Annotated in this window: 28 protein-coding genes and 3 pseudogenes; 25 read left to right on the top strand and 6 right to left on the bottom strand. The window is 36.1% G+C overall.

Features of this window, described 5'->3' with window-relative positions:
• The first annotated feature begins 45 nt into the window (after positions 1-45).
• Entirely contained in the window at positions 46-372 is a 327-nt protein-coding gene (locus tag DWY63_RS05790) for a DUF3784 domain-containing protein (RefSeq protein ID WP_117801573.1), read from the top strand.
• A 269-nt stretch (positions 373-641) separates the two neighbouring features.
• On the opposite strand, the pseudogene DWY63_RS05785 reads toward DWY63_RS05790, so the two are convergent.
• The 4 genes and pseudogenes from DWY63_RS05785 to DWY63_RS18865 all read right to left on the bottom strand — a co-directional run.
• Positions 642-1,843 (bottom strand): annotated as a pseudogene (locus tag DWY63_RS05785) (IS256 family transposase).
• Between the two features lie 147 nt (positions 1,844-1,990).
• Complete coding sequence (locus tag DWY63_RS05780; protein ID WP_158568330.1) at positions 1,991-3,121, bottom strand: phosphotransferase; 1,131 nt, start codon at positions 3,119-3,121, stop codon at positions 1,991-1,993.
• Positions 3,122-3,201: 80 nt separating this feature from the next.
• The gene (locus DWY63_RS05775) at positions 3,202-3,915 is read right to left on the bottom strand and encodes a LytR/AlgR family response regulator transcription factor (protein WP_158568329.1); all 714 of its coding nucleotides are present in this window, start codon (positions 3,913-3,915) and stop codon (positions 3,202-3,204) included.
• Between the two features lie 895 nt (positions 3,916-4,810).
• Positions 4,811-4,990: pseudogene (locus DWY63_RS18865) on the bottom strand (DUF6783 domain-containing protein); the annotation flags it as partial.
• On the opposite strand from DWY63_RS18865, the gene DWY63_RS18860 reads away from it, so the two are divergent.
• The 17 genes and pseudogenes from DWY63_RS18860 to DWY63_RS05690 all read left to right on the top strand — a co-directional run bounded on the left by DWY63_RS18860 (position 4,928) and on the right by DWY63_RS05690 (position 15,866).
• On the top strand, positions 4,928-5,077 hold the full coding sequence (locus DWY63_RS18860) for a DUF6783 domain-containing protein (RefSeq protein WP_334294730.1): 150 nt from the start codon (positions 4,928-4,930) through the stop codon (positions 5,075-5,077). The pseudogene DWY63_RS18865 and the gene DWY63_RS18860 overlap by 63 nt on opposite strands.
• 190 nt (positions 5,078-5,267) lie before the next feature.
• Entirely contained in the window at positions 5,268-5,648 is a 381-nt protein-coding gene (locus DWY63_RS05770; RefSeq protein WP_117801570.1) for a helix-turn-helix domain-containing protein, read from the top strand.
• Positions 5,626-6,354: a LytR/AlgR family response regulator transcription factor gene (locus DWY63_RS05765; RefSeq protein WP_117801569.1), complete on the top strand. Its 729-nt coding sequence runs from the start codon at positions 5,626-5,628 to the stop codon at positions 6,352-6,354. Before DWY63_RS05770 ends, DWY63_RS05765 begins: the two co-directional genes overlap by 23 nt.
• A 108-nt stretch (positions 6,355-6,462) precedes the next feature.
• Complete coding sequence (locus DWY63_RS05760; RefSeq protein WP_243001847.1) at positions 6,463-7,899, top strand: sensor histidine kinase; 1,437 nt, start codon at positions 6,463-6,465, stop codon at positions 7,897-7,899.
• A gap of 99 nt (positions 7,900-7,998) precedes the next feature.
• Positions 7,999-8,406, top strand: a complete 408-nt coding sequence (locus DWY63_RS05755; protein WP_117801568.1) for a response regulator — start codon at positions 7,999-8,001, stop codon at positions 8,404-8,406.
• Entirely contained in the window at positions 8,403-8,705 is a 303-nt protein-coding gene (locus DWY63_RS18325; protein WP_243001846.1) for a cyclic lactone autoinducer peptide, read from the top strand. The genes DWY63_RS05755 and DWY63_RS18325 overlap by 4 nt, the downstream gene beginning before the upstream one ends.
• A 1-nt stretch (position 8,706) precedes the next feature.
• Positions 8,707-9,297 (top strand): accessory gene regulator ArgB-like protein, encoded by a 591-nt coding sequence (locus DWY63_RS05745; protein WP_117801566.1) that lies wholly within the window; start codon positions 8,707-8,709, stop codon positions 9,295-9,297.
• A 246-nt stretch (positions 9,298-9,543) separates the two neighbouring features.
• A complete protein-coding gene (locus DWY63_RS05740) occupies positions 9,544-9,996 on the top strand; it encodes a sigma factor-like helix-turn-helix DNA-binding protein (RefSeq protein WP_117801565.1) in 453 nt (150 codons plus the stop codon).
• Positions 9,962-10,219, top strand: a complete 258-nt coding sequence (locus tag DWY63_RS05735; RefSeq protein WP_005421685.1) for a helix-turn-helix domain-containing protein — start codon at positions 9,962-9,964, stop codon at positions 10,217-10,219. Before DWY63_RS05740 ends, DWY63_RS05735 begins: the two co-directional genes overlap by 35 nt.
• 387 nt (positions 10,220-10,606) lie before the next feature.
• Positions 10,607-10,798, top strand: coding sequence for a DUF6462 family protein (locus DWY63_RS05730; RefSeq protein WP_015543500.1), 192 nt, complete (start codon positions 10,607-10,609; stop codon positions 10,796-10,798).
• A 108-nt stretch (positions 10,799-10,906) separates the two neighbouring features.
• Positions 10,907-11,071 carry a CopG family transcriptional regulator gene (locus DWY63_RS05725; protein WP_243176484.1) on the top strand — a complete coding sequence of 55 codons (165 nt, stop codon included), beginning with the start codon at positions 10,907-10,909 and terminating at the stop codon, positions 11,069-11,071.
• A gap of 36 nt (positions 11,072-11,107) precedes the next feature.
• Entirely contained in the window at positions 11,108-12,346 is a 1,239-nt protein-coding gene (locus DWY63_RS05720) for a site-specific integrase (RefSeq protein WP_117801563.1), read from the top strand.
• A 164-nt stretch (positions 12,347-12,510) separates the two neighbouring features.
• Positions 12,511-12,990 (top strand): annotated as a pseudogene (metG, locus tag DWY63_RS05715) (methionine--tRNA ligase subunit beta); the annotation flags it as partial.
• 234 nt (positions 12,991-13,224) lie between these two features.
• Positions 13,225-13,410: a DUF6440 family protein gene (locus DWY63_RS05705; RefSeq protein WP_055267402.1), complete on the top strand. Its 186-nt coding sequence runs from the start codon at positions 13,225-13,227 to the stop codon at positions 13,408-13,410.
• A 51-nt stretch (positions 13,411-13,461) separates the two neighbouring features.
• On the top strand, positions 13,462-14,064 hold the full coding sequence (locus DWY63_RS05700) for a Type 1 glutamine amidotransferase-like domain-containing protein (protein ID WP_055267400.1): 603 nt from the start codon (positions 13,462-13,464) through the stop codon (positions 14,062-14,064).
• A gap of 55 nt (positions 14,065-14,119) precedes the next feature.
• Positions 14,120-14,632 (top strand): GrpB family protein, encoded by a 513-nt coding sequence (locus DWY63_RS05695; protein WP_117510125.1) that lies wholly within the window; start codon positions 14,120-14,122, stop codon positions 14,630-14,632.
• Between the two features lie 250 nt (positions 14,633-14,882).
• On the top strand, positions 14,883-15,866 hold the full coding sequence (locus DWY63_RS05690; RefSeq protein ID WP_117801562.1) for an alpha/beta hydrolase: 984 nt from the start codon (positions 14,883-14,885) through the stop codon (positions 15,864-15,866).
• 149 nt (positions 15,867-16,015) lie between these two features.
• Here DWY63_RS05690 and DWY63_RS05685 read toward each other — a convergent pair whose 3' ends face one another.
• Both DWY63_RS05685 and DWY63_RS05680 read right to left on the bottom strand, forming a co-directional pair.
• Positions 16,016-17,311, bottom strand: coding sequence for a tyrosine-type recombinase/integrase (locus tag DWY63_RS05685; RefSeq protein ID WP_015520977.1), 1,296 nt, complete (start codon positions 17,309-17,311; stop codon positions 16,016-16,018).
• A gap of 86 nt (positions 17,312-17,397) precedes the next feature.
• Positions 17,398-18,027, bottom strand: coding sequence for a helix-turn-helix domain-containing protein (locus DWY63_RS05680; protein WP_015520978.1), 630 nt, complete (start codon positions 18,025-18,027; stop codon positions 17,398-17,400).
• A gap of 174 nt (positions 18,028-18,201) precedes the next feature.
• Here DWY63_RS05680 and DWY63_RS05675 point away from each other — a divergent pair, with 174 nt between their 5' ends.
• The 7 genes from DWY63_RS05675 to DWY63_RS05645 all read left to right on the top strand — a co-directional run bounded on the left by DWY63_RS05675 (position 18,202) and on the right by DWY63_RS05645 (position 23,127).
• Entirely contained in the window at positions 18,202-18,432 is a 231-nt protein-coding gene (locus DWY63_RS05675) for a helix-turn-helix domain-containing protein (protein WP_003505382.1), read from the top strand.
• A gap of 144 nt (positions 18,433-18,576) precedes the next feature.
• Positions 18,577-18,891 (top strand): hypothetical protein, encoded by a 315-nt coding sequence (locus tag DWY63_RS05670; RefSeq protein WP_014080633.1) that lies wholly within the window; start codon positions 18,577-18,579, stop codon positions 18,889-18,891.
• Positions 18,891-19,196 (top strand): hypothetical protein, encoded by a 306-nt coding sequence (locus tag DWY63_RS05665; RefSeq protein WP_005345966.1) that lies wholly within the window; start codon positions 18,891-18,893, stop codon positions 19,194-19,196. Before DWY63_RS05670 ends, DWY63_RS05665 begins: the two co-directional genes overlap by 1 nt.
• Complete coding sequence (locus DWY63_RS05660; RefSeq protein WP_117607065.1) at positions 19,172-20,893, top strand: MobA/MobL family protein; 1,722 nt, start codon at positions 19,172-19,174, stop codon at positions 20,891-20,893. Before DWY63_RS05665 ends, DWY63_RS05660 begins: the two co-directional genes overlap by 25 nt.
• Positions 20,871-21,581, top strand: coding sequence for a DUF6040 family protein (locus DWY63_RS05655; protein WP_003505369.1), 711 nt, complete (start codon positions 20,871-20,873; stop codon positions 21,579-21,581). Before DWY63_RS05660 ends, DWY63_RS05655 begins: the two co-directional genes overlap by 23 nt.
• A gap of 88 nt (positions 21,582-21,669) precedes the next feature.
• Positions 21,670-22,263 (top strand): type IV toxin-antitoxin system AbiEi family antitoxin domain-containing protein, encoded by a 594-nt coding sequence (locus tag DWY63_RS05650; RefSeq protein ID WP_003505367.1) that lies wholly within the window; start codon positions 21,670-21,672, stop codon positions 22,261-22,263.
• Entirely contained in the window at positions 22,264-23,127 is an 864-nt protein-coding gene (locus DWY63_RS05645; RefSeq protein WP_003505363.1) for a nucleotidyl transferase AbiEii/AbiGii toxin family protein, read from the top strand. It begins immediately after the preceding gene.
• Positions 23,128-23,247: the final 120 nt, after the last annotated feature.

Genomic DNA, 23,247 nt, shown 5'->3' with positions numbered 1-23,247 from the left:
GTTTTGAATTGTAAACTTTTATTTCTTACAAAGTGTGAGGTGATTATGATGAAAGATGTTATAGTTGAGCTACTTATAATGGCTTTTTTTCTACTTATAGGTTGTTTATTATTTAATGGAAGAGGCGGATGTTTTATACCGATATACAATGCACTCTCAGAAAAAGAACAGAATAGCTATAACAAGAAAGTGCTTTTCAAAGGAGTGGGCATATGCTATTTGGTATGTTCAATGTCTGTAGGATTAATGATTATCAGTAAATTATTTGAGGTTGTATGGTTGCCATATATTTCAGCTATAGTTATAGTTATAAGTGTTGTACTACTCAATATATGGATGTGTTTGAGTAAAAATATAAGAAACTATAAATGAGCAAGTTCGTGATTTTTCATAAAAGAAAGACACCTTAGAGTATGAAAATTTTTTGTGAAATAATGTTTAGAAGGTTCTTCTATGATAAATAAATGTCATTAGGAGAGCCTTTTATTATGAGACTGTGAGAAAAGTCTGTAAATAGGATTCTTCTATGATAAGAAAGGGTGATCAGCTTAAAAACCAGCTTTTCACCCTTGTTTTATATATAACAGTTATTAAATGGTATGTCAGTCAAGCGCAGGCGGCCCTCCGCCTGTTTTTTTTTATTATTCTAGAAGCCGTCCTTCATACAGAATACTCAGTTCACCATGTACCTGCGCCCAATTCCGGATTGTACTGGCCCATTTTTTATAGCTTCAAATGTAGCAAGATACAATGCCTTTAAAAGGGGGGTATCACTTGGAAATACGCTCCTCTGACGGTTCAGTTTCCGGTAGGTAGAATTCAGGGATTCGATGGCATTTGTAGTATAAATCACTTTTCTGACAGTTGCTGAAAATTTGAAAATTGGAGAGATTGCATCCCAGTTATCTTTCCAGCGTTTCATGGAATTCGGATATTTCGGTGCCCATTTTTCTGTTACACGGTCTAAGGCTGCCAGGGCTTTTTTCGTCAGACGCCTGATAAATGGTCTTCAGGTCCGTGTCAAATGTTTTCCTGTCCTTATCAGGGACATATTTTAAGGTGTTTTTTACCTGGTGAACGATACAGCACTGATATTCGGTTTTAGGGAAAGCTGCAGCAATAGCTTTTTTGATGCCGGTTAAGCCATCCGCGCAGATGACCAGTACATTTTTTTCGCTCCGGTTTTTCAGCTCGTTCATAACAGAAAGCCGGTATTTTGCACTTTCATTATCACCCACACTAATAGTCAGAACTTCCTTCTTTCCTTCTGTGTTAATTCCCAGAATTACGTAAGCTGCAAGCTTTCGGATCACGCCGTTGTCCCTTATAGAGTAGAGGATCGCATCGATGTAGAGAATGGGATATACTACGTCCAGCGGTCGGTTCTGCCAGTCTTCAATCTGTGGCAGGATCTTATCGGTCGCATCAGAAATAAAGCTTTCCAAAGTCTCAAATCCATATATATCCTCGATAGTTTCTGAAATCTGCCGGATAGTCATTCCCTTGGCATACATGGAAATGATCTTCTGGTCGATATCGGAAATGTCTTTCTGACGTTTCTTTACTACCTGTGGCTCGAATGTTGATTTGCGATCCTGCGGCATTTCGATTTCCATAGAGCCGTACCGGATGTTGACCTGTTTACGTTTATAACCATTGCGATAATCATCATTATCTGAGTGCTCTGATTTTTCATAGCCGAGATGATCATCCATTTTTGCTTCCATCTTTCCTTAATGGTACCGCCCAAGAGATCTTTGAGTGCGTCCTGAATATCTTCAGCAGATTGGATATCATACTCTTCAAGGAGCTGATAGATAATATTTCGTTTTCCCTCTGTCATTTATACTCGATGTACAGGTTTCTTTTGTCTTGCCATAATAAAAGGCCTCCTATGATTTTAATATTTTATCATAGAAGACCTTGATGATGTTTATTTTACAGAGATTTTTTCACCGGCTCGTTTTTTGAACAATATATTCTTAACAAATCAATTTACATGTAATTTTTTAATTCGCTTAATAAAATTCTCGCAACTTCCATATTTTTCACTGTTTGTTATAAGGTCAATACCTATAATGAGTAAATTCTTTCTAAATGCAATGTTATTACCTTTTTCATCCATAATTGACACCTCTTTTGCTAATGCAATGCCAATAGTTCTTCGTATAATTTCAGTTCCTGCATATGCAGCACTATCAATCATTATAGTTTTATAATTTTTTGGTATTTTTTCTGATAAATCTTTTTCGAAGGTTGATAATATATTGTAAATTATTTTAATAATAAACAAACAGTATTCTTCATTATTTGTCAAATGAAATAAATAATCAATTATTAAATTTGCCAAAAGACATCCAAGATCAAACCCTATTGGTCCCCAACAGGCAAATTCTGGGTCGATTACTTTTACTTGATCATTATTTACCATAAATGAACCCGTGTGTAAATCTCCATGAATAATAGATTGTTCCTCATTTTCAAAAACTTCCCGTAAACTTTCTACTTTAGCGTTCAATCTATCATTATGATATATGTGTTCTTTTACCCAACTTTCTAATTCAGCAGGAACTTTATTTCTCTTTTTTATATTATTGTACGGTTCGATAAAAATAAGTTGCTTTGTTAATTCTGACAACCTATTTCCTCGAAACTTATATCTGAGTTTTTCTAGTTTATCGTTTGGGTTAAATGTTGCATTTTCAATTAATACGCAACGTAAATACATTGATATATTATCAGAAATACATTGGTATTTTTTCATAGAAATAAGAGCTTCTCTCAAACTACAATAATCTACTAAATCTTCCATAACGATTATTCCAGTTTGAGGATTTGCATATAAAATCTGCGGCGAAAAATTTGATTTTTTTACTGTTTCTAAACTATAATAGGAATATTCAAAATAACTTCTGGAAATATCCAATAGTATATCTTTAGATATTCTACTTTCATATTGTGCAACTTTTATTATAATGGATTTTTGGGTCCCTATTTCTTTTATCCTATAGATATAATTTAAATTGCCATCGCCAATTTCGCTTATGAGAACTTTGTTACTTTTAAATGAAATTTGTGGTAATACACTATCAATAATATCCTGAATATGATTATTTGGCATTTTTATCCCCCTTTTTAATATATCGTTTTCTATTTCCAAATACCTAGAAGTATTAACATTTTGTAGTTGCATATAAATTTTTACAATTTTTTTATCTTTAAATTTTGTAGATGACGTGATTTGATTTCTTGGCGATATTTTTTTGCAACATACAATACTTCATTATTTTTCAATTTTAATTGATCACATTTAATGCTGGCAATTTCTGTCAGGTTTACAATGCAAGATATATGAATAGCTGCAAATTTCGACGGATTTAACTGTTCCCAAATTTTTTCCAATGTGATATTACATTGATAAACTCTTGCATCAGTTGTATGGATAAAGGCTTTTCTTCCTAACTTTTCAATATATAGAATAGATTGACATAATATACTATAGTTACATTTGCGATAACTGAATAAAAATAGCCTTTTAGTTCTGTATAAATAATTAAATGCGTTATATAATGTTGTGCTAAATTTATTGTAAGTTAAAGGTTTTAGCAAAAAAGCAAATGTAAAAACTTCGAAAACATCAAAAACGCATTTTGCATCATTTGATACAAAAATAATCAAAGCTTCTTGAGAATCTTCACGTAATTTTCTGGCCACTTCCAACCCCAACATGTCTTCCAATTCTATGCTTAATATATATATGTCAAAGTTTTCATGGTGTTGTGTTTGATACTTATATAATTCTTTTGCGTTTTCAAAAACTTCATAATCAAAATTAAAGAATTTTATATTCTCCAAGTATTTTTCCATTTGTTCGATATCATTTAATGATTTATCACAAATAGCTAAATGTAACATAAGGTTTATCATCTCCATCCATAATATGAATATTCTTGCGTCAAGAAACCTTGATTCCGGCGTAGTGGAAACCAACTTTGATTGGCTTGATTACCTATAATAAGAAATAGAGCCTATGTCAAGTCCAGAACCGCTTTGCGGGGCGTTAGCCGACTTTACATTGGTAACTTGTATTCTATATACTTGCCAATCGGTTTCCTAATCACCGGACAGCATGGACATCCAAGCCGGAATATTCAATAATATAACGATTATAGATATTGTATTGGTGAAATATCTTGCAATTTATTGATAAAATATACACTTATACAAAATCTAACTCTTTAATATAATTTCGAAAATTTTAATGCTTACACTATAATAATACTTTTATAATATGTTGTTTTTTCCTTGATGTAATAATATCGAATAATCATGACATTTTTACATAGTAAGGAAGTGGGGAGATGTATAGGAGAAGAAAATAGAAATGTTTCCAAAGATGAACTTGCAGATATAATTTACACAAGTATTTATTTGGAGTCCATTCAGTTTGTATGGTTGTATGATTAATTAATAAAAATAGTAAGATAATCGAGAAAATGTTCTTGTTTATCTTACTATTTATATTGTTATGGTAAGGTTATGCTTTCTAAACCCATATTTTTGGTTGCTTCCCAAAATGTAGCCTTAGAAAAGAAATAAAACATCTGTTAGTGATGCGACAAGGGAGGTCGCTCAAATTAGCATTGACAGTCTATCATATACAACATGGAATTGTAAATAACATATAGGATAAGGGTATTAGAATTTATAATATATTTAAAATTCAAAAGTACATATATAATTTTCGAGAGATATGCAAAGTTAGAATATAAATATGGAAATAGATATTTTGAGTGTAGTGTGGTGGATATTATGTAAATGTAGTAGAAAAAATGCAAAGAAGATAGAAAGAATATATAGACCCGTTTACGAGTGAGCCAGTGAAAAAAATGAGCCTAGAGCGTGTTTGAAAAATCATTCCCGCAATCTGTACGCCCCACTTTGCGATATATTTTGCCCGAATTCGGTTATCGTAGCCCGCTACGATGCCCTCATCCGAACAAAATCTCCTACAAATTGTGATGCACATCTTGCAGAAAGCCTTTTTCAAACACGCTCTAGGGGAGTTAGTAAATAAATGATATTGTACAGTTGGCAAACATTTTAATGATTTTCAAGATCCGGAAACGTGCTTTATATCAGGAAAAAACAAGCTAGAGGCTAAGACAACAACACTAATCAATGTAAATGAATACTTCTATTATTTGTATCATGAAAACAAGAAAAGAGTAGCATGATATTAGAATAAAAATAAGGAGTATGGGATTATGGAAAGTCGTATAAAAAATCTTCGGGAAAAAAGAGGAATCATACAAGAAATATTAGCTGCAGAATTGGGAATTACTCAGCAGATGCTTAGTAAATATGAGAAAGATGTGACAGTGATTAAAGTTGATATTCTCAAAAGGCTGGCAGAGTATTTTAATGTGACAACAGACTATCTGTTAGGGATGTCAGATGTAAAAAGGGATTTAACAGGACAGATTAAACTCAATGAAACATTGGATGAGTATTATGATATGATTGAAGTCTACAAGACATTAGATCAATATGATCAAGAATTGGTCTGGTCGCTTTTGCAGATTGTTAGAAAAAATGAAGAGAAAAAGAAAAAGGACAGGGAAAATGATAAATGTAGCAATCTGTGATGATGTTGTTTCTACAACAGGGAAAATAGAAACTATGTTGCAAAACATAGCAAAAAGAAATTTTATGCCAGTAGATACGGATGTTTTTTGGAAAGGAGAACATTTGGTTGATTCTGTAGAAATGGGTAATTCTTTTGATATTATCTTTCTGGATATAGAGATGGGACAGGAAGACGGCATTACAGTAGCACGGAGAATTCGGAAGATTGATAAAAGTGTTTTGATTGTTTATGTTACAAGCCATGAAAATTATATGATGGAGTCGTTTGAAATCAGACCTTTTCGTTTTCTGGTGAAGCCTGTCAGTAGAGAAATGATGGAACGGTGTTTGCAAGCAGCCTATGAAGAAATAAGTAGTACTGACAGTTATTTTCGATATAGTTACCAACGGATCAATCATAAAATCCCAATCGGGGAAATCCTTTATTTCGAGAGTAATCGAAGAAAGGTAAAGATAATTACAGAAAAAGAAAATTTTGAACTTTATGGAAAGCTTAATGATATTGAAAAAAGTTTGGAACGGAGTAAAGTGGCATTTTTGCGGGTGCATCAGTCTTTTTTGGTAAGTTATAAACATGTAGAAGAAATAGGATATGATTTTGTAGTGTTGAATAATGGAAAAAGAATACCTATTAGCGAAGACAGGCGGAAGATTATCAGTGGACAGTACTGTGAAATGGAGGACACTTTTTATGTTGATGTATAAATAGATTATGGTAAGGTTGATATACTTCGTATATTATTTTCTTAGTGTATCTGCTTTGGCTTTTTCCATATTTTTAATAGGAAAAAAGGAGTCTCGATAACAGTTAGCATGGACTACTTTGCGGATAGAAACTTTGGTAATAATTCATATGATTTCCATAATGAAAAGAAGATTTCAATTAGTGAAGATAGAAGAATAAACAGTACTGTTCGATGGGGGATACGTTTTATGTTGGTGAATAAAATGTTGCTGAATGTGATAGCGATATTGCTTGTAATATTTGCGATATTGCTTTTTTCTTACTATTTTTCAATGTTTTTTACAAGAAGAAAGAAAAAAATAGCAATTGTGATTGGATACATCATTTTTGTAGTTTGGCAGTTGCTGCTTTTGAATGCTAGTACATTACCGGTTTATATAAATATAATCATTACTATTGTAATAACATTTGTTTCAGTGATGTGTATTTATGAAGGAAGAGGTTGGAACAAATGCATTTTTGTTCTGGCGTTTAACGCAATTTGGATGATGATAGAAACGGTAAGCGGATATATACTCTCAATCTATTGTAATCAATTTATGTATTCTCAGATGTATGGAATCTTGGGATCAATTATATCGAAAATATTATTTTTATTAATTATTTTTGCTTTAAGGAAGGTATTTTTAACAGGTGGAATTACAGAGTTTTCTGTTAAACACAGTATTATGTTAATTCTGATTCCAATTGGAAGTATCTATGTTATGAATGAAATTTTTTTGTTTAGTTACAAAATAAATAATGATCGTGCATATTTTCATTCGGCAATTGCAGCAATTATTTTGCTGTGCTTAAATGTACTGATTTTTTATATTTATGTAAAATTGATGGATGATTTACAACTAAGACGAATGACTTCTGTTTATGAACAACAGTTGGAATTATGTGAACGTCATCAACAAGAAAGAGAACTTTCTATGTTGCAATTAAGGGACATAAAACATAATATGAAAAATAATCTAGTATCTATTCTTGCTTATGCAGAGAAAGGAGAAGATGAGAAAATCATAGAATTTATCCAAGATATAATGGAAGAAAGTGGCTTATCAATATCGGAGGTTGCAAATAGTGGTAACATTGTAATTGATTCTCTACTTGGATATTGGTATGTAACAGCTCAAAAGAAAGGGATAGATTTCTCCTTGAACATAAAGGTTCCTATGAAGATGGAGTTTAAGGGTGCAGATATATGTCTAATACTTGGGAATTTATTAGAAAATGCTGTAGAAGCGGCTGAAAAGGCAAAAAAGAAGAAGTACATAAAAATCCAAATGAAATATGATAGAGGTAATCTGTTGATATTTTTAATGAATAGTTACCAGGGGCGATTAATCAAAATGAAGGATAAGAGACTGAAATCTACGAAATCCGATGCTGGAAATCATGGTGTTGGTTTGCCGTCGGTTTACCGAGCTGTAGCAAAGTACAATGGAACGGTTACAGTTGACGATTCTATACCAGAAAGATTTCTAGTGAGAGTTGTGTTGTATGGAGAAAAGGAATAATTACATGAATAGCGGAATTATTACCACGTAAATAATATTTGAAATAACATGATAAAATATAAAAATAATTTTACGATTTGAATGTCATGGTAGGGTAAAATGAAAAAAATATTATTATTTAGTGACCATAGAGAAATATTTAAAACTACAAGTAAAATAACAAAAGGAAAATATAAATTGAGGTGGTGTACCTATGATTGGTTGAACGATGATAAGCATTTTAATCCAGATGTTATTATTATGTATTTTAATAAAAAAATGGTTGAAAAAGGAACATTTGAATTTATTATCAGAGTAAAAGGAATGTTGGGAAATACAATTCCAATTCTTGCTCTGATTGAAAATGGGACAAAGCAGGATATTTTTTCAATACTGAAGGCTGGAGTGTATGATTATTTGGAGAATGTGGAGGATTTACAGGAATATCAAAAAAAAATAGAAGAGATATTATTGTGGGTATGGTACTTGAAAAAATATGGTTCTCAAAAAGGTTGTAATGATCAATGAATTCATTGCAACCTTTTTTGTTAGGAAATATTGATGTTTGTGGTGTCCCAGGGAAAAGTTACATGAATACTCGTTTTTTTTACAGAAAAAGAAATGGAATGTATTTTTGTAGTATTGTTTTAAAAAGAAAACGAAAGGAGAGTTTTACTATGACTATGAAAAATGTAAAAGCTCAGTCAGCGAAAGCACTGGCAAATGTATCTTTAAAACTTGGAAAAGTGTCAGTGGATAGTGCATGTTGCTATATCTTTCACCAGCCGAAAGTTCCGAAGGACTTGAAAAAACTTAAAAAGATTTGAAATGAGACGGCTGTCAGAAAAATTAACAGAATATGTTATTAAGACCGGCGCAGTTTCTTCGGAATCATATGACATATACCAATATGGCTTTCAGATTGGACTTGAGATGCTATGCTGTTTTGTAACTTGTTTGAGTATAGCAATATATATGCATATGATTCCGGAATTCGCAATATTTACTGGGATTTTTATGTTGCTACGGACTTATGCCGGTGGCGTGCATCTTAACAGTTTTGGATCATGTTTTATATGTTCAGTCACTGTACAGATAATAGCAATGTATTTTAACAGTAAATATAAGTTTACGGTAGGTACAGCGTGGATTCTTATATTAGTAAGTGCGATACTGATATTGAAAGCTGCACCAGTAGAGTGCATTAATCGAGAACTCGATGATGCTGAAAAAGAACACTGCAAAAAAGTAACCATGAAAGTCTTAATTGCTGTTATTGTATTTGCTGGTTGTTGTACACTTGCAAGAATACCAGATATACTTTCCTTAGTTGCACTGACTTCCTTTATAATTTTAATCTCTCAGTATGTTGGTATTTTGAAATATAAAATTGAAAAGAGCAAGAATAAGCGGAGATGATAAAAAATTGTTTCCGCTTTTTTTATTATATGGAATGGAGGGAGAAAATTATTTTTGAATATTAGATTATTTATATGAAAACGTCCAATGGATTTCAATCCATAGGGACGTTTTTTTGTATATCATAAGAACTTTTTATAGAGTTTTTCTTTTAAACCCGAACAATGGGGGCTTCCCAATCGGGATAAGGGTGAAAGGGAAAAAGACCTTTGCTCATATCTGATGGTCGGGGAGGAGGTGAACTCTATGGAGCAATCTTCTTCCTATGATGAGAAAACGGTAATGCACCAGTTTGATCGAAAATGCAAACTGGCATTAAAGGGCGAAATAGTGGATTATGAAAGACATTTAGCCTATCTTAGAAAACATGAAACTTTGTTTTCAGAACTATCCGAACAAGAGATGGAGAGCCTTTCTATATTTGATGAATATGAATTGGAAAAAAGTTATTTTCGGGCAGGTGGTTATGATGTGGAGGTAAAAAATGCTCTATTGGCAGAAGCATTAACTGCGCTGACAGAGAGAAAAAGGGACATTATTCTTTTGTCATACTTTATGGAAATGAATGATGCGGATATAGCAAGAAAACTGAATCTTGTCAGAAGTACGGTACATGAGCATCGTACACGATCGCTTGAAATACTAAAGATTATGCTGGAGGAAAATGCAGGTGAAAACGGAAGAAAAAAGCGTAAATAATAAAAAATTGATACCGTTTTGGGTAATCGAAAGAGCATTGGAGGGTGACATTCAGGCGATAAATAAAATTCTGAAACATTATGAAGGATATATTGCAAAATTATCGGTTAGAAAAATGTATGATGAGTATGGCTGTGTTCATTATTGTGTAGATGAAACACTTCGTAGACGTCTGGAAACAAAATTGATAAAAACAATTATTGGATTTAAAATAGTTCGCTAAAAAACATTTGAAAGCATCCCTTTCTGCTGAAAAGGCTATTTAGCGTTGTTTGTACCTTGAAAATTTAATATTTATCCTGCAGGACATATGAAACAGAGGAGCTGTATAGCAAATACGCCAAGACTGTCTGCATTATAACTTTGCGACATCGTGACGCAAAGTGGAAATGTTGTAAACGAAGAAATATCAAAATGATATTGAAGTAAAGGCACGAGCGATAAATATTTGACTGTAATCAGGAAGTGGGACTTTTGTGGCGAAGATACTGTTTCTGATAATGATACTTCCGGGAAAGCTGCCCGGTCTGGAAAGATGGTGAAATACCAATGAAGCTGTTACCCGATAGCTGCCTGTGGGATTGTTATAAATTGGGAAAGGAGCGAAAGAATGCAAAGACATATTATAAATAGGAAAAGATTTGTTCGTTATAAGGAAGGTGCAGAAATGTACAGCATGTGTCAAAGCAAGTTTGAAAAAATGGCAAAGGAAGCAAATGCTGTCTATAAGCTGGATAAATTGGTACTGGTGAATTGTGATATTTTCGAGGCATATCTGGAAACATTCCGAACTGGTATTTAGTGATGAATAGTATTGCAAGAGTTTTTGTGCTACGAAAAGTATTGACTTTTTGCATGACAAAAAGTATAATGTAATCAAGCTATGAAGGAGGTGCATACGGTGGCTAAAATGGGGAGACCGAAAGCAGAATCCCCTAAGAAGAAAAATGTAAGTTTCCGATTGACAGAAGAAGAATATCAGAAATTGTCAGAGTATGCAGCGAAGCATGAGCTGACTACAACACAAGCGATACAAAAAGGTATTGATCTTTTATATCAGATGCCAGAAAAGTAACACAAGGACTCCTTGCTACATTAGGAAGGAGTTACAGTGGCAAAAGCAAGAAAAGATAACAGAGGCAGAGCCTTACGCAAAGGTGAGAGCCAACGCCAGTCCGACCTGATGTACATATACACTTATACAGATCCATTTGGAAAAAGAAAATATACATATTCCAAGGATTTAATTAAGTTAAGGGAAAAAGAGCAGAAATTGTTAAAAGACCAATTAGATGGTCTTGATGTGTATGCTGCGGGAAATGCCAATCTTAATTTTGTATTTGATAGATATATTTCTACGAAAACAGAGTTGAGGCGAACAACTTATACCAATTATATGTACATGTATGATCATTACGTCAGAGACAGTTTTGGAAAGAAGAAAATCGGTGAAATCAAATATTCAGATGTATTGTACTTTTATTATCATTTGATAAATGAAAGAAAATTACAAGTTAATACATTAGAAACGATTCATACGGTGCTTCATCCAACATTTCAGTTAGCAGTGAGAGATGATATTATCCGAAACAATCCATCTCATGGTGTAATGTCAGAAATAAAAAAGAAACCAGGGAGGAATCATGGAGTGAGACATGCATTGACAGTAGAACAGCAGAGAGCATTTATGAATTATACATCGAACAGTCCGGTATTTAATCATTGGGCACCATTGTTTACCGTTCTTTTAGGTACAGGATGCCGTATAGGTGAGATTATTGGGATTCGATGGGAAGATATTGATTTAGAGAAACGACTGATCAATATCAATCACAGTGTTACATATTATCCACGCAGAGCAGAAACAACCAAATGCGAATTTGCTGTTTCATTACCTAAAACAGAGGCAGGCATTCGTACAGTTCCGATGATGGAGCCTGTATATAATGCTTTTATGGAAGAATACGAATATCAAAAAGAAAATGGATTCAGTACCGTTACACTCGACGGTATGGAGGGATTTATTTTTACAAATCGGTTTGGCAATCTTCATAATCCGCAGGCAGTCAACCGGACGATCAAACGCATTCGGGAAAACTATAATGCAGAAGAAATTTTAAAAGCAAAAAAAGAAAAAAGAGAGCCGATCATTATCCCGCATTTTTCCTGCCATCATTTGAGACATACTTTTTGTACGAGATTCTGCGAAAATGAAACGAATATTAAGGTGATACAGGCAGTTATGGGACATGCAAATATTGAGACAACGATGGATATATACGCCGAAGTCACCGATATGAAAAAAACAGAAGCAATAGAAAAATTATCACATAATTTAGACATATTCTAGGAAAGAGTCCTTGTGGGCTTGATTCTATGAGGTGCAACAGAATTATGTGGTGTGCAACAGAACTACAACAAATACATACTGAATAATACCTTATAATAGGTTGAAGTCTTTTTGAAAATAATGTATAATACCCGACAGTACAGGATAGTATGGTAAGCGAATCAGTTTTCCCGACAATGAAATCACAGGGCGCTGCTAAGAACGAAGCAAACAACGCAGCTCAGTCTGGTGCAGCAGCTCCGGCAGAGACAAAAGTAGCTGAGAAGGTTGATTTCTCCAATGTGAAGATTGAACCAATCTTTGAAGAGATGGTAGATTTCGATACATTTGCAAAATCTGATTTCCGTGCAGTTAAGATTCTGGCTTGTGAAGCAGTTCCGAAATCCAAAAAGCTTCTGAAGTTTGTACTGGATGATGGAGAACGCAAGGATCGCGTGATCTTAAGCGGTATTCATGAGTATTACGAGCCGGAAGAACTGGTTGGTAAGACAGCAATCGCTATCGTGAACCTGCCACCGAGAAAGATGATGGGAATTGATTCCGAGGGTATGCTGATTTCAGCCGTACACGAGGAAGATGGTCACGAGGGACTGAACCTTCTGATGGTAAATGACAGAATCCCAGCAGGTGCTAAGCTCTATTAAGATGATGTAAAGATGTACCGTTTTACCAAATAGACGGGACGTACTTCATTTGATAAAAAACTAAAAAAACAGCGATTTACATCAAACTTACATCAATTGATGCAGAAATCGGTGCAAGCAAGAAAAAATCGCATAATTAGTGCAATGAGTGGGCAATTCCAATCGGAGTTGCCCATTTTCTAAAATGAATGGAAATGCAAATCGGTATTTAATGCTTAACGAGGAGGAATAAACATGGCGAAGAAAGAAGAAAGATTTGAAGTTATATTTAGAGATGGAAGTTCGCTTAAAGATGAAGGGATTCGACAAATTCTTGTAGATAAGGAGACTGGAGTTAATTATCTTTGTTGGAAATCTGGATACGGGGCTGGTATTACACCTCTTCTGGATTCTGAAGGAAAAGTCATAGTTACTAAGTAAAATTAAAGTTTGTAGAATTAAGAAAATCGGAATTTATTAAGGAGGATATGGATGAAACTGTTTTTATGTTCGCACTTTTCAAGTGTAGGAAGTTTGATAAAAGAAGAAATTGATAACAAGAAAGTCGCATTTATTCCCACAGCTTCGCTGCGTGAAGGCTATACCGGTTATGTCGGCTCGGCTCGAAAGCTATTCAATAAACTGGGAGCAACCGTAACGGAAATTGATATTTCAACGGAGGCTTATTTAACGATACAGTCCGTTTTTGAAGATGCGGATGTGATCTATTTTACTGGTGGAAATTCTTTCTTCCTTATGGATCAGCTCCGTAAAACGAGAACGGATGAGCTATTGAAGAAGGAATTGGCAAAGGGAAAACTGATGATTGGTGAATCGGCGGGTGCGATTATATGCGCTCCAACTATCCAATATATTGAACAAATGGATGAAAAGCCGGAGGACTACTCACAAGAAGATGATGCAGGGCTTGATTTGATTGATTTCTATGTTCTTCCGCATTATCTTACAGCACCATTTAAGAAAGTTACTGAGAAAATAATGACTGAATTTTCGGATTTGAATCTATGCCCAATTAACAACCGTCAGGGAATTGTAATCGATGGTGAAGGTTCAAAGGTTATTTGCAAAGACTAATTTGAAAATTCCAGTTTTTGAAACTGAGAAATCGGAATTTGGGGAGGTAAAGAGAATGATTACAAAGCATGTTGTTGTGCTACCTTATGATGAACACTGGACACGGGATTTTTGTGAAATCAAGAGTGAAATCCAGGAAGCTCTTGATCAACTGGCTCTTGTGATAGAACATGTTGGCAGCACTTCAGTGCATGGTTTATCAGCGAAACCGATTATTGATATTGATGTCGTCATTAAAGATTACTCCATGCTTGACGCTGTAATCTCTGCCTTAGAAAGAATCGACTATCACCATGAAGGAAACCTTGGTATTGCCGGACGGGAAGCATTTAAATATGAAGGCAAAACCCATTTGCGGAAGCATCATCTATATGTATGCCCGCGAGATTCTGAGGAACTGAAAAGGCATATTGCTTTCCGTGAATATTTGCGTTCTCATCCGGAAGCTGTGCGTGAATACAGTAGAATTAAAGAAGAAGGCGCTGCACTCTATCCATTTGATATTGAGAAGTATATCGAGCATAAGTCACCGTTTGTCGAAAAAATCTACTCAGAAATAGGGATATGACAAATTCCCGTTTATTGGGAAGTCGTAGAGAACGAAAAATCGGAATTTGTCAAAGAAACTTGATGACAATTAAGTGATAGTATTGCAGAAATGACAATCTGAAATTGAGGAGATAAATAAGTATGAATACAAAACAGAAACAAATTTTAGCATGGGTTCTCCTTAGTTGTGGAGTTATTATCGCCGGTGTAATACTTGGTGGTATTACCGGAAAACTTGTTTTAGACCACATCATATAAGGAGAAATGTCATGTTCAGTACAAATAAAAATCGTAAAATAGGTATGTTGATATTTCTGTTTGTTGTATCCTTTATTGTGGGTATGCTCATCAACATTCAACGTCTTGGGTCTTTACCGATGAAGCTTATCCAAGTTGAATGGAATGATACAGTAGGATGTGTGTATGAAAATCTTGATTATGAAAATCCGAGCGACCACAAATATGATTTATATGTGCCGAAAAATCTTGATACGCCAGAGTCAAAATGCCTGATTCTTTATATACACGGAGGAAGTTTTAATTCCGGGAGCAAAGAAGATGGCGATGCGTGGTGCAAATATTATACGTCAAAAGGATACGTAACAGCAACGGTTGATTATACATTGCAATCAAAGAAGGGAAAAAGTGAAGAAGAATTACTCAACGCCAGTCTTGAGTTAATGAATGAAGAAATTCTAAGCTGTGTTGCCGCAATCAAGGAGCAGGCATCGCAGCTTGGAATTGATTTAACACAAATGGCTACCTGTGGGGTGTCAGCAGGTGGAACACTTGCGATGAACTATGCATATAAAAATGCTGACATTTCTGCAATCCCAGTAAAGTTTGTCTTTCAACTCGCAGGTCCTGCTTCATTTGAGCCATCCGATTGGAGTTTGCTGAAATCGATAGACCATATAACCACAGATGCGGATTTTGCAACCATGATGACAGGGGTTAGAATTACAGATGAAATGATGGCATCAAAAGAGTATCTTCCGTATATTTACTCTGTTTCGCCTACATATTTGGTGGATGCAAACTCGGTGCCGACCTTGATGGGGTATGGACTAATCGACCATTGTGTGCCGACTCAACTTAAATACCCTTTAATAGATGCATTGAAAGAGAATGGTGTGCCATACGATTATGTTGAATTTCCAAAATCGAACCATGGAATGTATAATGATATTGATAAATTGCAGGAGTTTATCAATCTATCACTTGAATACTGTGATAAGTATTTTGATAAATAAGATAAAGACAAATTCCAGTTTGCCGAAATATATTTCTAACTTTCCCTATTTTACAGACATTCCAGCCCATTCATTAGTGAAATGATATGTATTTTCCCTTATTTTTGCCCTTATGAGATAATCGTAAGGGAAATAAGGGAAAGTTTTATTTAGTCGTTGCCTGCCACTTTATCAAGTAACTTTGCGGATTCCCGCTTGGCTTTTCTTGTGGAATGGGCGTAGACATTCATTGTGGTACTGACATCTGAGTGTCCTAACAGTTCCTGTACATCTTTCGGAGCTGCTCCATTTGCCAGAAGGTTGCTTGTGTAGGTGTGTCGCAACTGGTGAAAATGAAATCCTTCAAATCCATCCAGTTTCTGAGCAATCTTCCTGCAAACAATTCCTAACGTGCTTGGCAGTTCCAAACTTCCATCCGGTCTTAAGCAGACAAAGGATATTTCCTTATAATCTTCTGGAACATTCTCTGTTCCGTCCAAATGATAGAACTCATAGTAAACTCTGTTTTTGTCTTTTACTTCTCTGTAGTAGTTTTTGTGGTAAAGTTCTCCGTACTGCATTCGGTTTTTAAGCTGTTCCTTTTGGGCATTACGAAGAATCTCTGCCAGTGTATCTCCAAAATCAACAATCCTTACCTTTTTTCGTTTGGTTGGTCCGATGATATTCTTGTGCCTTGAACCATCATAGCGGATACTGCGTCTGATTGTAAGGCACTGTTCTTCAAGATTTACATCCTGCCATGCCAGACCACAGGCTTCACCGATACGAAGTCCTGCATAATAAGCTATCTGGATTGGAAGTATTGCCGGTGGATTGTAATCCTGTAGAAATTCAATCAGTCTTTCATAATCCTCTCGTGGAATTGGCTGTATATCGCCATCCATGTCATCATCAGAAAACAGGTCAACCTCATCCGTCTGGTATTTCAGCTTAATATACTGCATCGGATTGAAAGTGATATATTGCTTTGGTGATACTGCAAACCGGAATGACTGCTGTAATACTGCCGAGAAAGAACGAATGTAATCTTTGCTATAACCTTTTCTTTCTGAACCATCTGGATAAGTGCCACCAAAGGAAAGCAGATCGAAGAAGGCTTGTAAATGCTCAGATGTTACATTTTTCAACTTTCTCTCTGAAATTGGATGCTTCTTGATGTTGGTAATTGCACCGAGGTAATTCTGGACTGTCCCATTACTGAGAGTACCGGTCTTTAATTCTTCCTCTGCCCATATATCAAGTAATTCTCCAACTGTAATATTTTCCGACTTTGCAATGAATTTTTTGCTTTCGTAATCGTCCATTGCCTGACGGAGCAGTTTTTCCGTTTCACTTTTGCTTTCTGTTCCAGCGTATTCTTTCTGAACTAGATTGCCGCTTGCATCTTCTACATAGAAGCGGTAGTACCATTTCTTTCCTTTTTTTCTTACAGATCCTTTTGCCATAATCGTGTGTCTCCTTTCGATATCAGACAATCGGAACTGATGAAATGCTTCTTGCGTGTAAGTATATCATAACTCCGGTTGTCGTTCTATACCGAATCGGAATCTTCATACAAAACTTCTGATAAAAGATTTTCAAGCCTTTGTTCTGCCATTTCCGGTTTCTTGGAATAGAGCCTTACAATATCTGCCATGTCATTAAAGGCATTAACAGTATGGGTGATCTCCCGGAGAAACATAATCTCGTTATATTCATCATTCGATTCAAACCCCATTACCTTTGCAATATCCGATTCATTCGTGCTGCCCTTGTAATTCTTGCAGGCAAACTGGAATGATTCCAGAAACAGGTTATATTGCTTTAACATTAACAGCAGTAAATCTTTTGAAAAAGCATCTTCCTTTTTACTAAGGTCGAGAGGTAGCTGTTTGAGAATATCGCCCATTGCATCACGAATCTGTAATTCTTTCTTATCCGTAATATCGGTTTCGTATTCATCGGTTTCACCTCTGAGCCATTCAATAGATACATGAAGTGCTTCCGAAAGACCTTCCAGCACCATCTTTTTGGTATTGTCAATCGAACCATTCTCATAACGCAGGATTGTGGAAGCTGTAACTCCCATCTTCTCTGCAACATAAGGCTGTGTCAGATTTAATTCCAGACGACGCTGTTTTGCCCTGCTGCCTATCAGCTTGCGTAATTCTTTATCTTTCATGCTGATTGCCTCCTTTTTCGGTATGTATGAATTATAGCATGTACCTCACGTAATTGCAATATGCAATATAATAATTATTTTTAAAATTTCATAACGCTTGACAACACAATATAAAACCGCTATACTAACAGCACAACAAAAATTGCATAATGCAATTTATAAGGAGGTGACAAGATGACGGAAAGAAAGATTGCATTATCCATCGAGGAAGCAGCCGACTATACAGGAATTGGCAGAAACACTTTGAGAAAGCTGGTTGAATGGAAGAAGCTTCCGGTATTAAAGGTCGGAAGAAAAGTCCTTATTAAAACTGACATTCTGGAAAAGTTCATGGAAGCCAACGAGGGGCGTGATCTGAGGGATAAAGGAAATGTAAAAGCTGTCACAAGAAATGTGGCAACTTAAAAAGGCGGCTTCCTAAGAAACCGCCAAAGGTTCTATCAGACCGAAGCCATGATATACCTACACGCAAGAGGATTATACCATGTGCTTCTCCTGATATGCAACCGGGAACTGTTGTTTATCGGAAAAAGAAAGGATGAAGACGATATGGCGAAATCAACAAAGACTTATGAAGAAAGAATACGTGCATTAGAGAAAAAGGAACAGGAAAGCATTGAAGCTACAAAAAAGCTCATTGCACAGCGGAAGGAACTGGAAAAGCGAAAGAAAGCAGAGGAAAGTAAAAAACGAACCCATAGGCTCTGTCAGATTGGTGGCGCAGTGGAATCGGTTCTTGGCTGTCCGATTGAGGAGGAAGATTTACCAAAGTTGATAGGCTTCTTAAAAAGGCAGGAAACAAACGGAAAGTTTTTCTCAAAGGCGATGCAGAAAGAGCCACTTACAGATATGGAGGAAGTGTAATGGCGGAGGGAGTGGTTTTTCCATTCCCTTCATTGCCTTTGAATGAAGGGCGCACTTATGGACAACCAGAGGTCGTCCTTATAAGTTTGCCACAAGTGGCAACCGGTCTGCGCTTACGCTTGCCGGGCTCGTTCCGTCGGCGGGGCTTTCAGCCAGACCTGCTCATGCCGCAGGGGGCACTCTTGCGCAGAGGGCGTTCCGACAGTTTCACTTCTGCCAAACCAGAAGAAGATGCTGTCGGAAATCAATGCCGGATACGGCAGAAAGGGGGAATCGTATCATGGCGATATTTCACTTTACAGTAAAGATTGTCGGGCGCAGTAAAGGAAAATCTGTCATATCCGCATCGGCATATCTTAATGGAGATGTGATGAAGAATGAGGAAACAGGCAGAATCAGTTACTATACTTCCAAAAAGGAAGTCGTCTACACCAGTCTGATGATGTGCGAAAATGCACCTCCTGAATGGCTGCATGTACCGGAAGAAAATATAAAAAGGTTTCAACAGTCTATCCGTTATAAAAGAGCGGATGATAAAGATGCCGCACTGGAAAAGTTTAAAATCACATTTCAGAAACAGCGTCTATGGAATGAGGTATTGAAGATAGAAAAAAATGCAGATGCACAGCTTGGACGCTCATTTGAATTTTCCCTGCCGAAAGAATGGAGCAGACAGGAACAGATTGATTATACAACCGAATATATTCAAAAGACTTTCGTGGATAAGGGAATGTGTGTCGACTGGAGCATACACGATAAGGGCGATGGAAACCCACATGTGCATTTACTTGTAACCATGCGACCATTCAATCTGGATCATTCATGGGGCAGCAAAGAAGTCAAGGACTGGGATTTTGCCAGAGATACTGACGGAAATATCGTGGTTGATGAATCCCACCCGGACTGGTGGCAGGATAAGAAAAATCCTGACCGGCATGGAATCCGCATTCCGGTACTTGATGAAAACGGAGTACAGAAAGTCGGGGCAAGAAACCGAAAACAATGGAAACGGGTTCTGACCGATGCTACCGGCTGGAATAATCCAAAGAATTGTGAGTTATGGCGAAGCGAATGGGCTGGGATGTGTAACCGGCATTTATCCATAGACAATCAGATTGACCACCGCTCTTATGAAAGACAGGGCAAATTAAAAATCCCTACGATTCATGAGGGTGCGGATGCAAGAAAGATTGAGGAAAAATATCTCACCGGACAGATATGGAATGGTTCATGGAAGGTAGAGGAAAACCAGATGATTAAAAAACAAAATGCACTATTGCAAAAGGTAATTGAAACCTTTGGTAAGGTATCCGGTGCATTGTCGATGTGGAGGGAGTGGTTGAATGACATTAGAAGAAAGCAAAGAAGTAATTCCCATGATGGAAGCAATGATTACACAGATAGAGGAACAGCAGAATATCATGGCAGAGATGCTTCAGGAAATACAGGAAAAGGACGAGAAGCTGATGTGCTTTCAGGAGCAGGAAGAACGATTGCAGCAATTAGAGAGCGAATTATCAGAACTGCTTCAAATCTTGCCGGATACAGAAGAACTGTTGATACTTCTGGAAGAAAAGACAGACCAGATACAGAAGCTTACAGACGAAAATCAGCAATGGCAGGAATTGGCACAGAAATTAAACAGCGAGAACCGGCTATTGCAGAAACAGAACAGCGAATTACTGAACTTGAACAGCAATTAGAGAAAGGAAGGTCGATTGATGAACGAATTAAGAAACTCAAAGAGCGACGATCAACTGGAAGAGTTGCTTCTGCTGACAGAGCAGATGCAGGAAGAACTCGACCAGAAAGACAGGACTATCCGGGAACTGAAAATGCAGCTCGACGAATCGCTGACCTTGAACGAGAGGTTAAACAGCGAGAACAGAGCAGGGAACATTCAAGCCTTAAAGAACGACTTGAGGAAAACAAAAGAATTGTTGCAGAGAGAGAAAGAGAAAACGCACGCTGCCGAAATCATGACAGAGGAATGTCAAGATAAGCTAAGGCAGGCAGAACAGGAACGGGACTATGCACTCTCTCATCAGAAAAAAGTAGAGATACCGGTTGAAAAGCCAGTACTCTATCAAAAGTGTGGGAACTGTAACCTGACAGCTTATCTGAAAGCCAAGGAAAAGTATGATACGCAGAGAGAAAAACTGGCAGGCAGATATAAAACAAAAACAGCCATGTATGAAGCATTGATGTTTCTGCTGATATGGTATTCCGTATCAACTACTCTTTTTCAGATGATACGGTCAAAAATATTTATTTCTGATTGCGTGGTATTCTTTGATACAATCGCCACTTTTATACAGACCATTGCAGGGTGGATTATACTGACAGGAAAGAACATGGCACAGATTAGTAATGGAATATCCAATCCTGTCGTTGCCGGAATTGTATATTGGCTGATAAGAATACTGATCTGCGGTGGATGTTTGGTGGGTGCTGGAATACTTGTAGCATTTATAGAGATAAAGATTGCAGAGTTATATAAGAAGTGCTGTTGGGATATGATTACCATAATGGTAATACTTATAAGCATGGCAACAGCTATCTACTTTGGGAAGTGGATAAAGACAACATTGCCAATCAATCTGCTATTTCTCTTATTATTCGTGCAACTGGTATATGTTGGAATCAGGTGGTATGTAAAGGGATGGCGAGAAACAAGGGGATATCATTAAAACAAAAATACCGATATTTTATTGGTACTATATGTCTTTACTTTCGTGCTAATATATATTATCATATTAGCACGAAAGGAGAAAGCATATGACTCAGTTTGAAAAATTAGATTTGTTGTTGCGTGAATGTGGAGGGACAATTCAGACATTTCAAGTTCTAAATAATGGAATTAGTAAGTCTGTGTTTTATGCATATGTGAAGGAACGAGGATTAGAACAAGCTGCTCATGGTGTGTATGTATCGCCGGATACGTGGACAGATGCAATGTACCTTTTGCATTTACGTTGTGGTCAAGCTGTATTTTCTCATGAAACTGCATTGTTTTTTCATGATTTAACGGACAGAGAGCCTTTGAAATACACCATAACAGTAAGAACTGGATATAATCCAAGTCGTTTGCAGGAAGACGGTTTTCAAGTGTACACAGTAAAAAAGGATTTACATGAAATAGGAATCATAGCTATGCAGACATCATTCGGACATTCCGTTCCCGTTTATGACATGGAGAGAACAATTTGTGATCTGCTTCGTAGCAGAAAAAATGTTGAAATGCAGGTCTTTCAAGACGCATTGAAACAATATGCAAAACGTAAGGATAAAAACTTACGGATGCTTATGAAATACGCAGCTATGTTTCATGTTGAAAACATACTTAGACCATATTTGGAGGTGTTACTTTAGATGATAACAACGGCAAGACAATTAAAGGATTTAATTCGTAATATGTCAAAGAAAAAATCCGCAGATGCACAGATTTTGATGCGGAATTATATGATGGAACGTTTTTTAGAACGAATTTCTTTATCAGAGTATAAAAACCAGTTTATATTAAAAGGTGGAATGCTTGTGGCGGCAATGGTTGGTCTGGATGCCAGAGCTACTATGGATCTGGATGCTACCATAAAAGGCACTAATGTTAGTGTGGAGGATGTAGAAATGATTATATCCCAAATTATATCAATTCCACTGGACGATGGTGTTTCATTTCGGGTCAAACGGATATCGGAAATCATGGAAGAAGCAGATTATCCTGGTGTTCGTGTAAGCATGGAAACGAAATTTGATGGTGTAATCACACCATTAAAGATTGATATTTCTACAGGGGATGTAATTACACCAAGAGAAATCAAGTACAAATTTAATCTTATGCTTGAAGACCGCACTATTGAGGTATGGGCATATAATCTGGAAACGGTATTGGCTGAAAAATTGGAAACTGTTGTTAGTCGAAACGTTACAAATACACGAATGAGAGATTTTTATGATATTTATATTTTACAAAAGTTGTATGGAGAACAACTCCAAAAACAAGTTTTATGGACTGCACTTGTGGCTACAGCCAAAAAAAGGGGAACATTAGACCTGATAGAAGCTGAGGATATAAGAGAAATATTTGATGAAATTGAATCAAGTCCGGTTATGGAGACCTTATGGAAAACATATCAAAAAAATTATTCTTATGCTGCTGATATTTCATGGCATGCAATTGTGAAGTCAATCTGTGCATTATATGGAAGTATATTGGAGAATATGTATGACACATAAAAAACTGATATGTAAATTACGTTAGCATTTTGAGTTGCCTAAATTCGAAAGTTAGGAAAATCTTAATAATTTCTCAGGCAATCCATTGTGAATTTAGATGTTGTATTTGCTATACTTAAT

The organism is Blautia sp. AF26-2, assembly GCF_003460955.1.
GTDB lineage: Bacteria > Bacillota > Clostridia > Lachnospirales > Lachnospiraceae > Fusicatenibacter > Fusicatenibacter saccharivorans.
The sequence above is the reverse complement of the archived record's forward strand: the minus strand, read 5'-3'. Positions and strand labels throughout refer to the sequence as shown.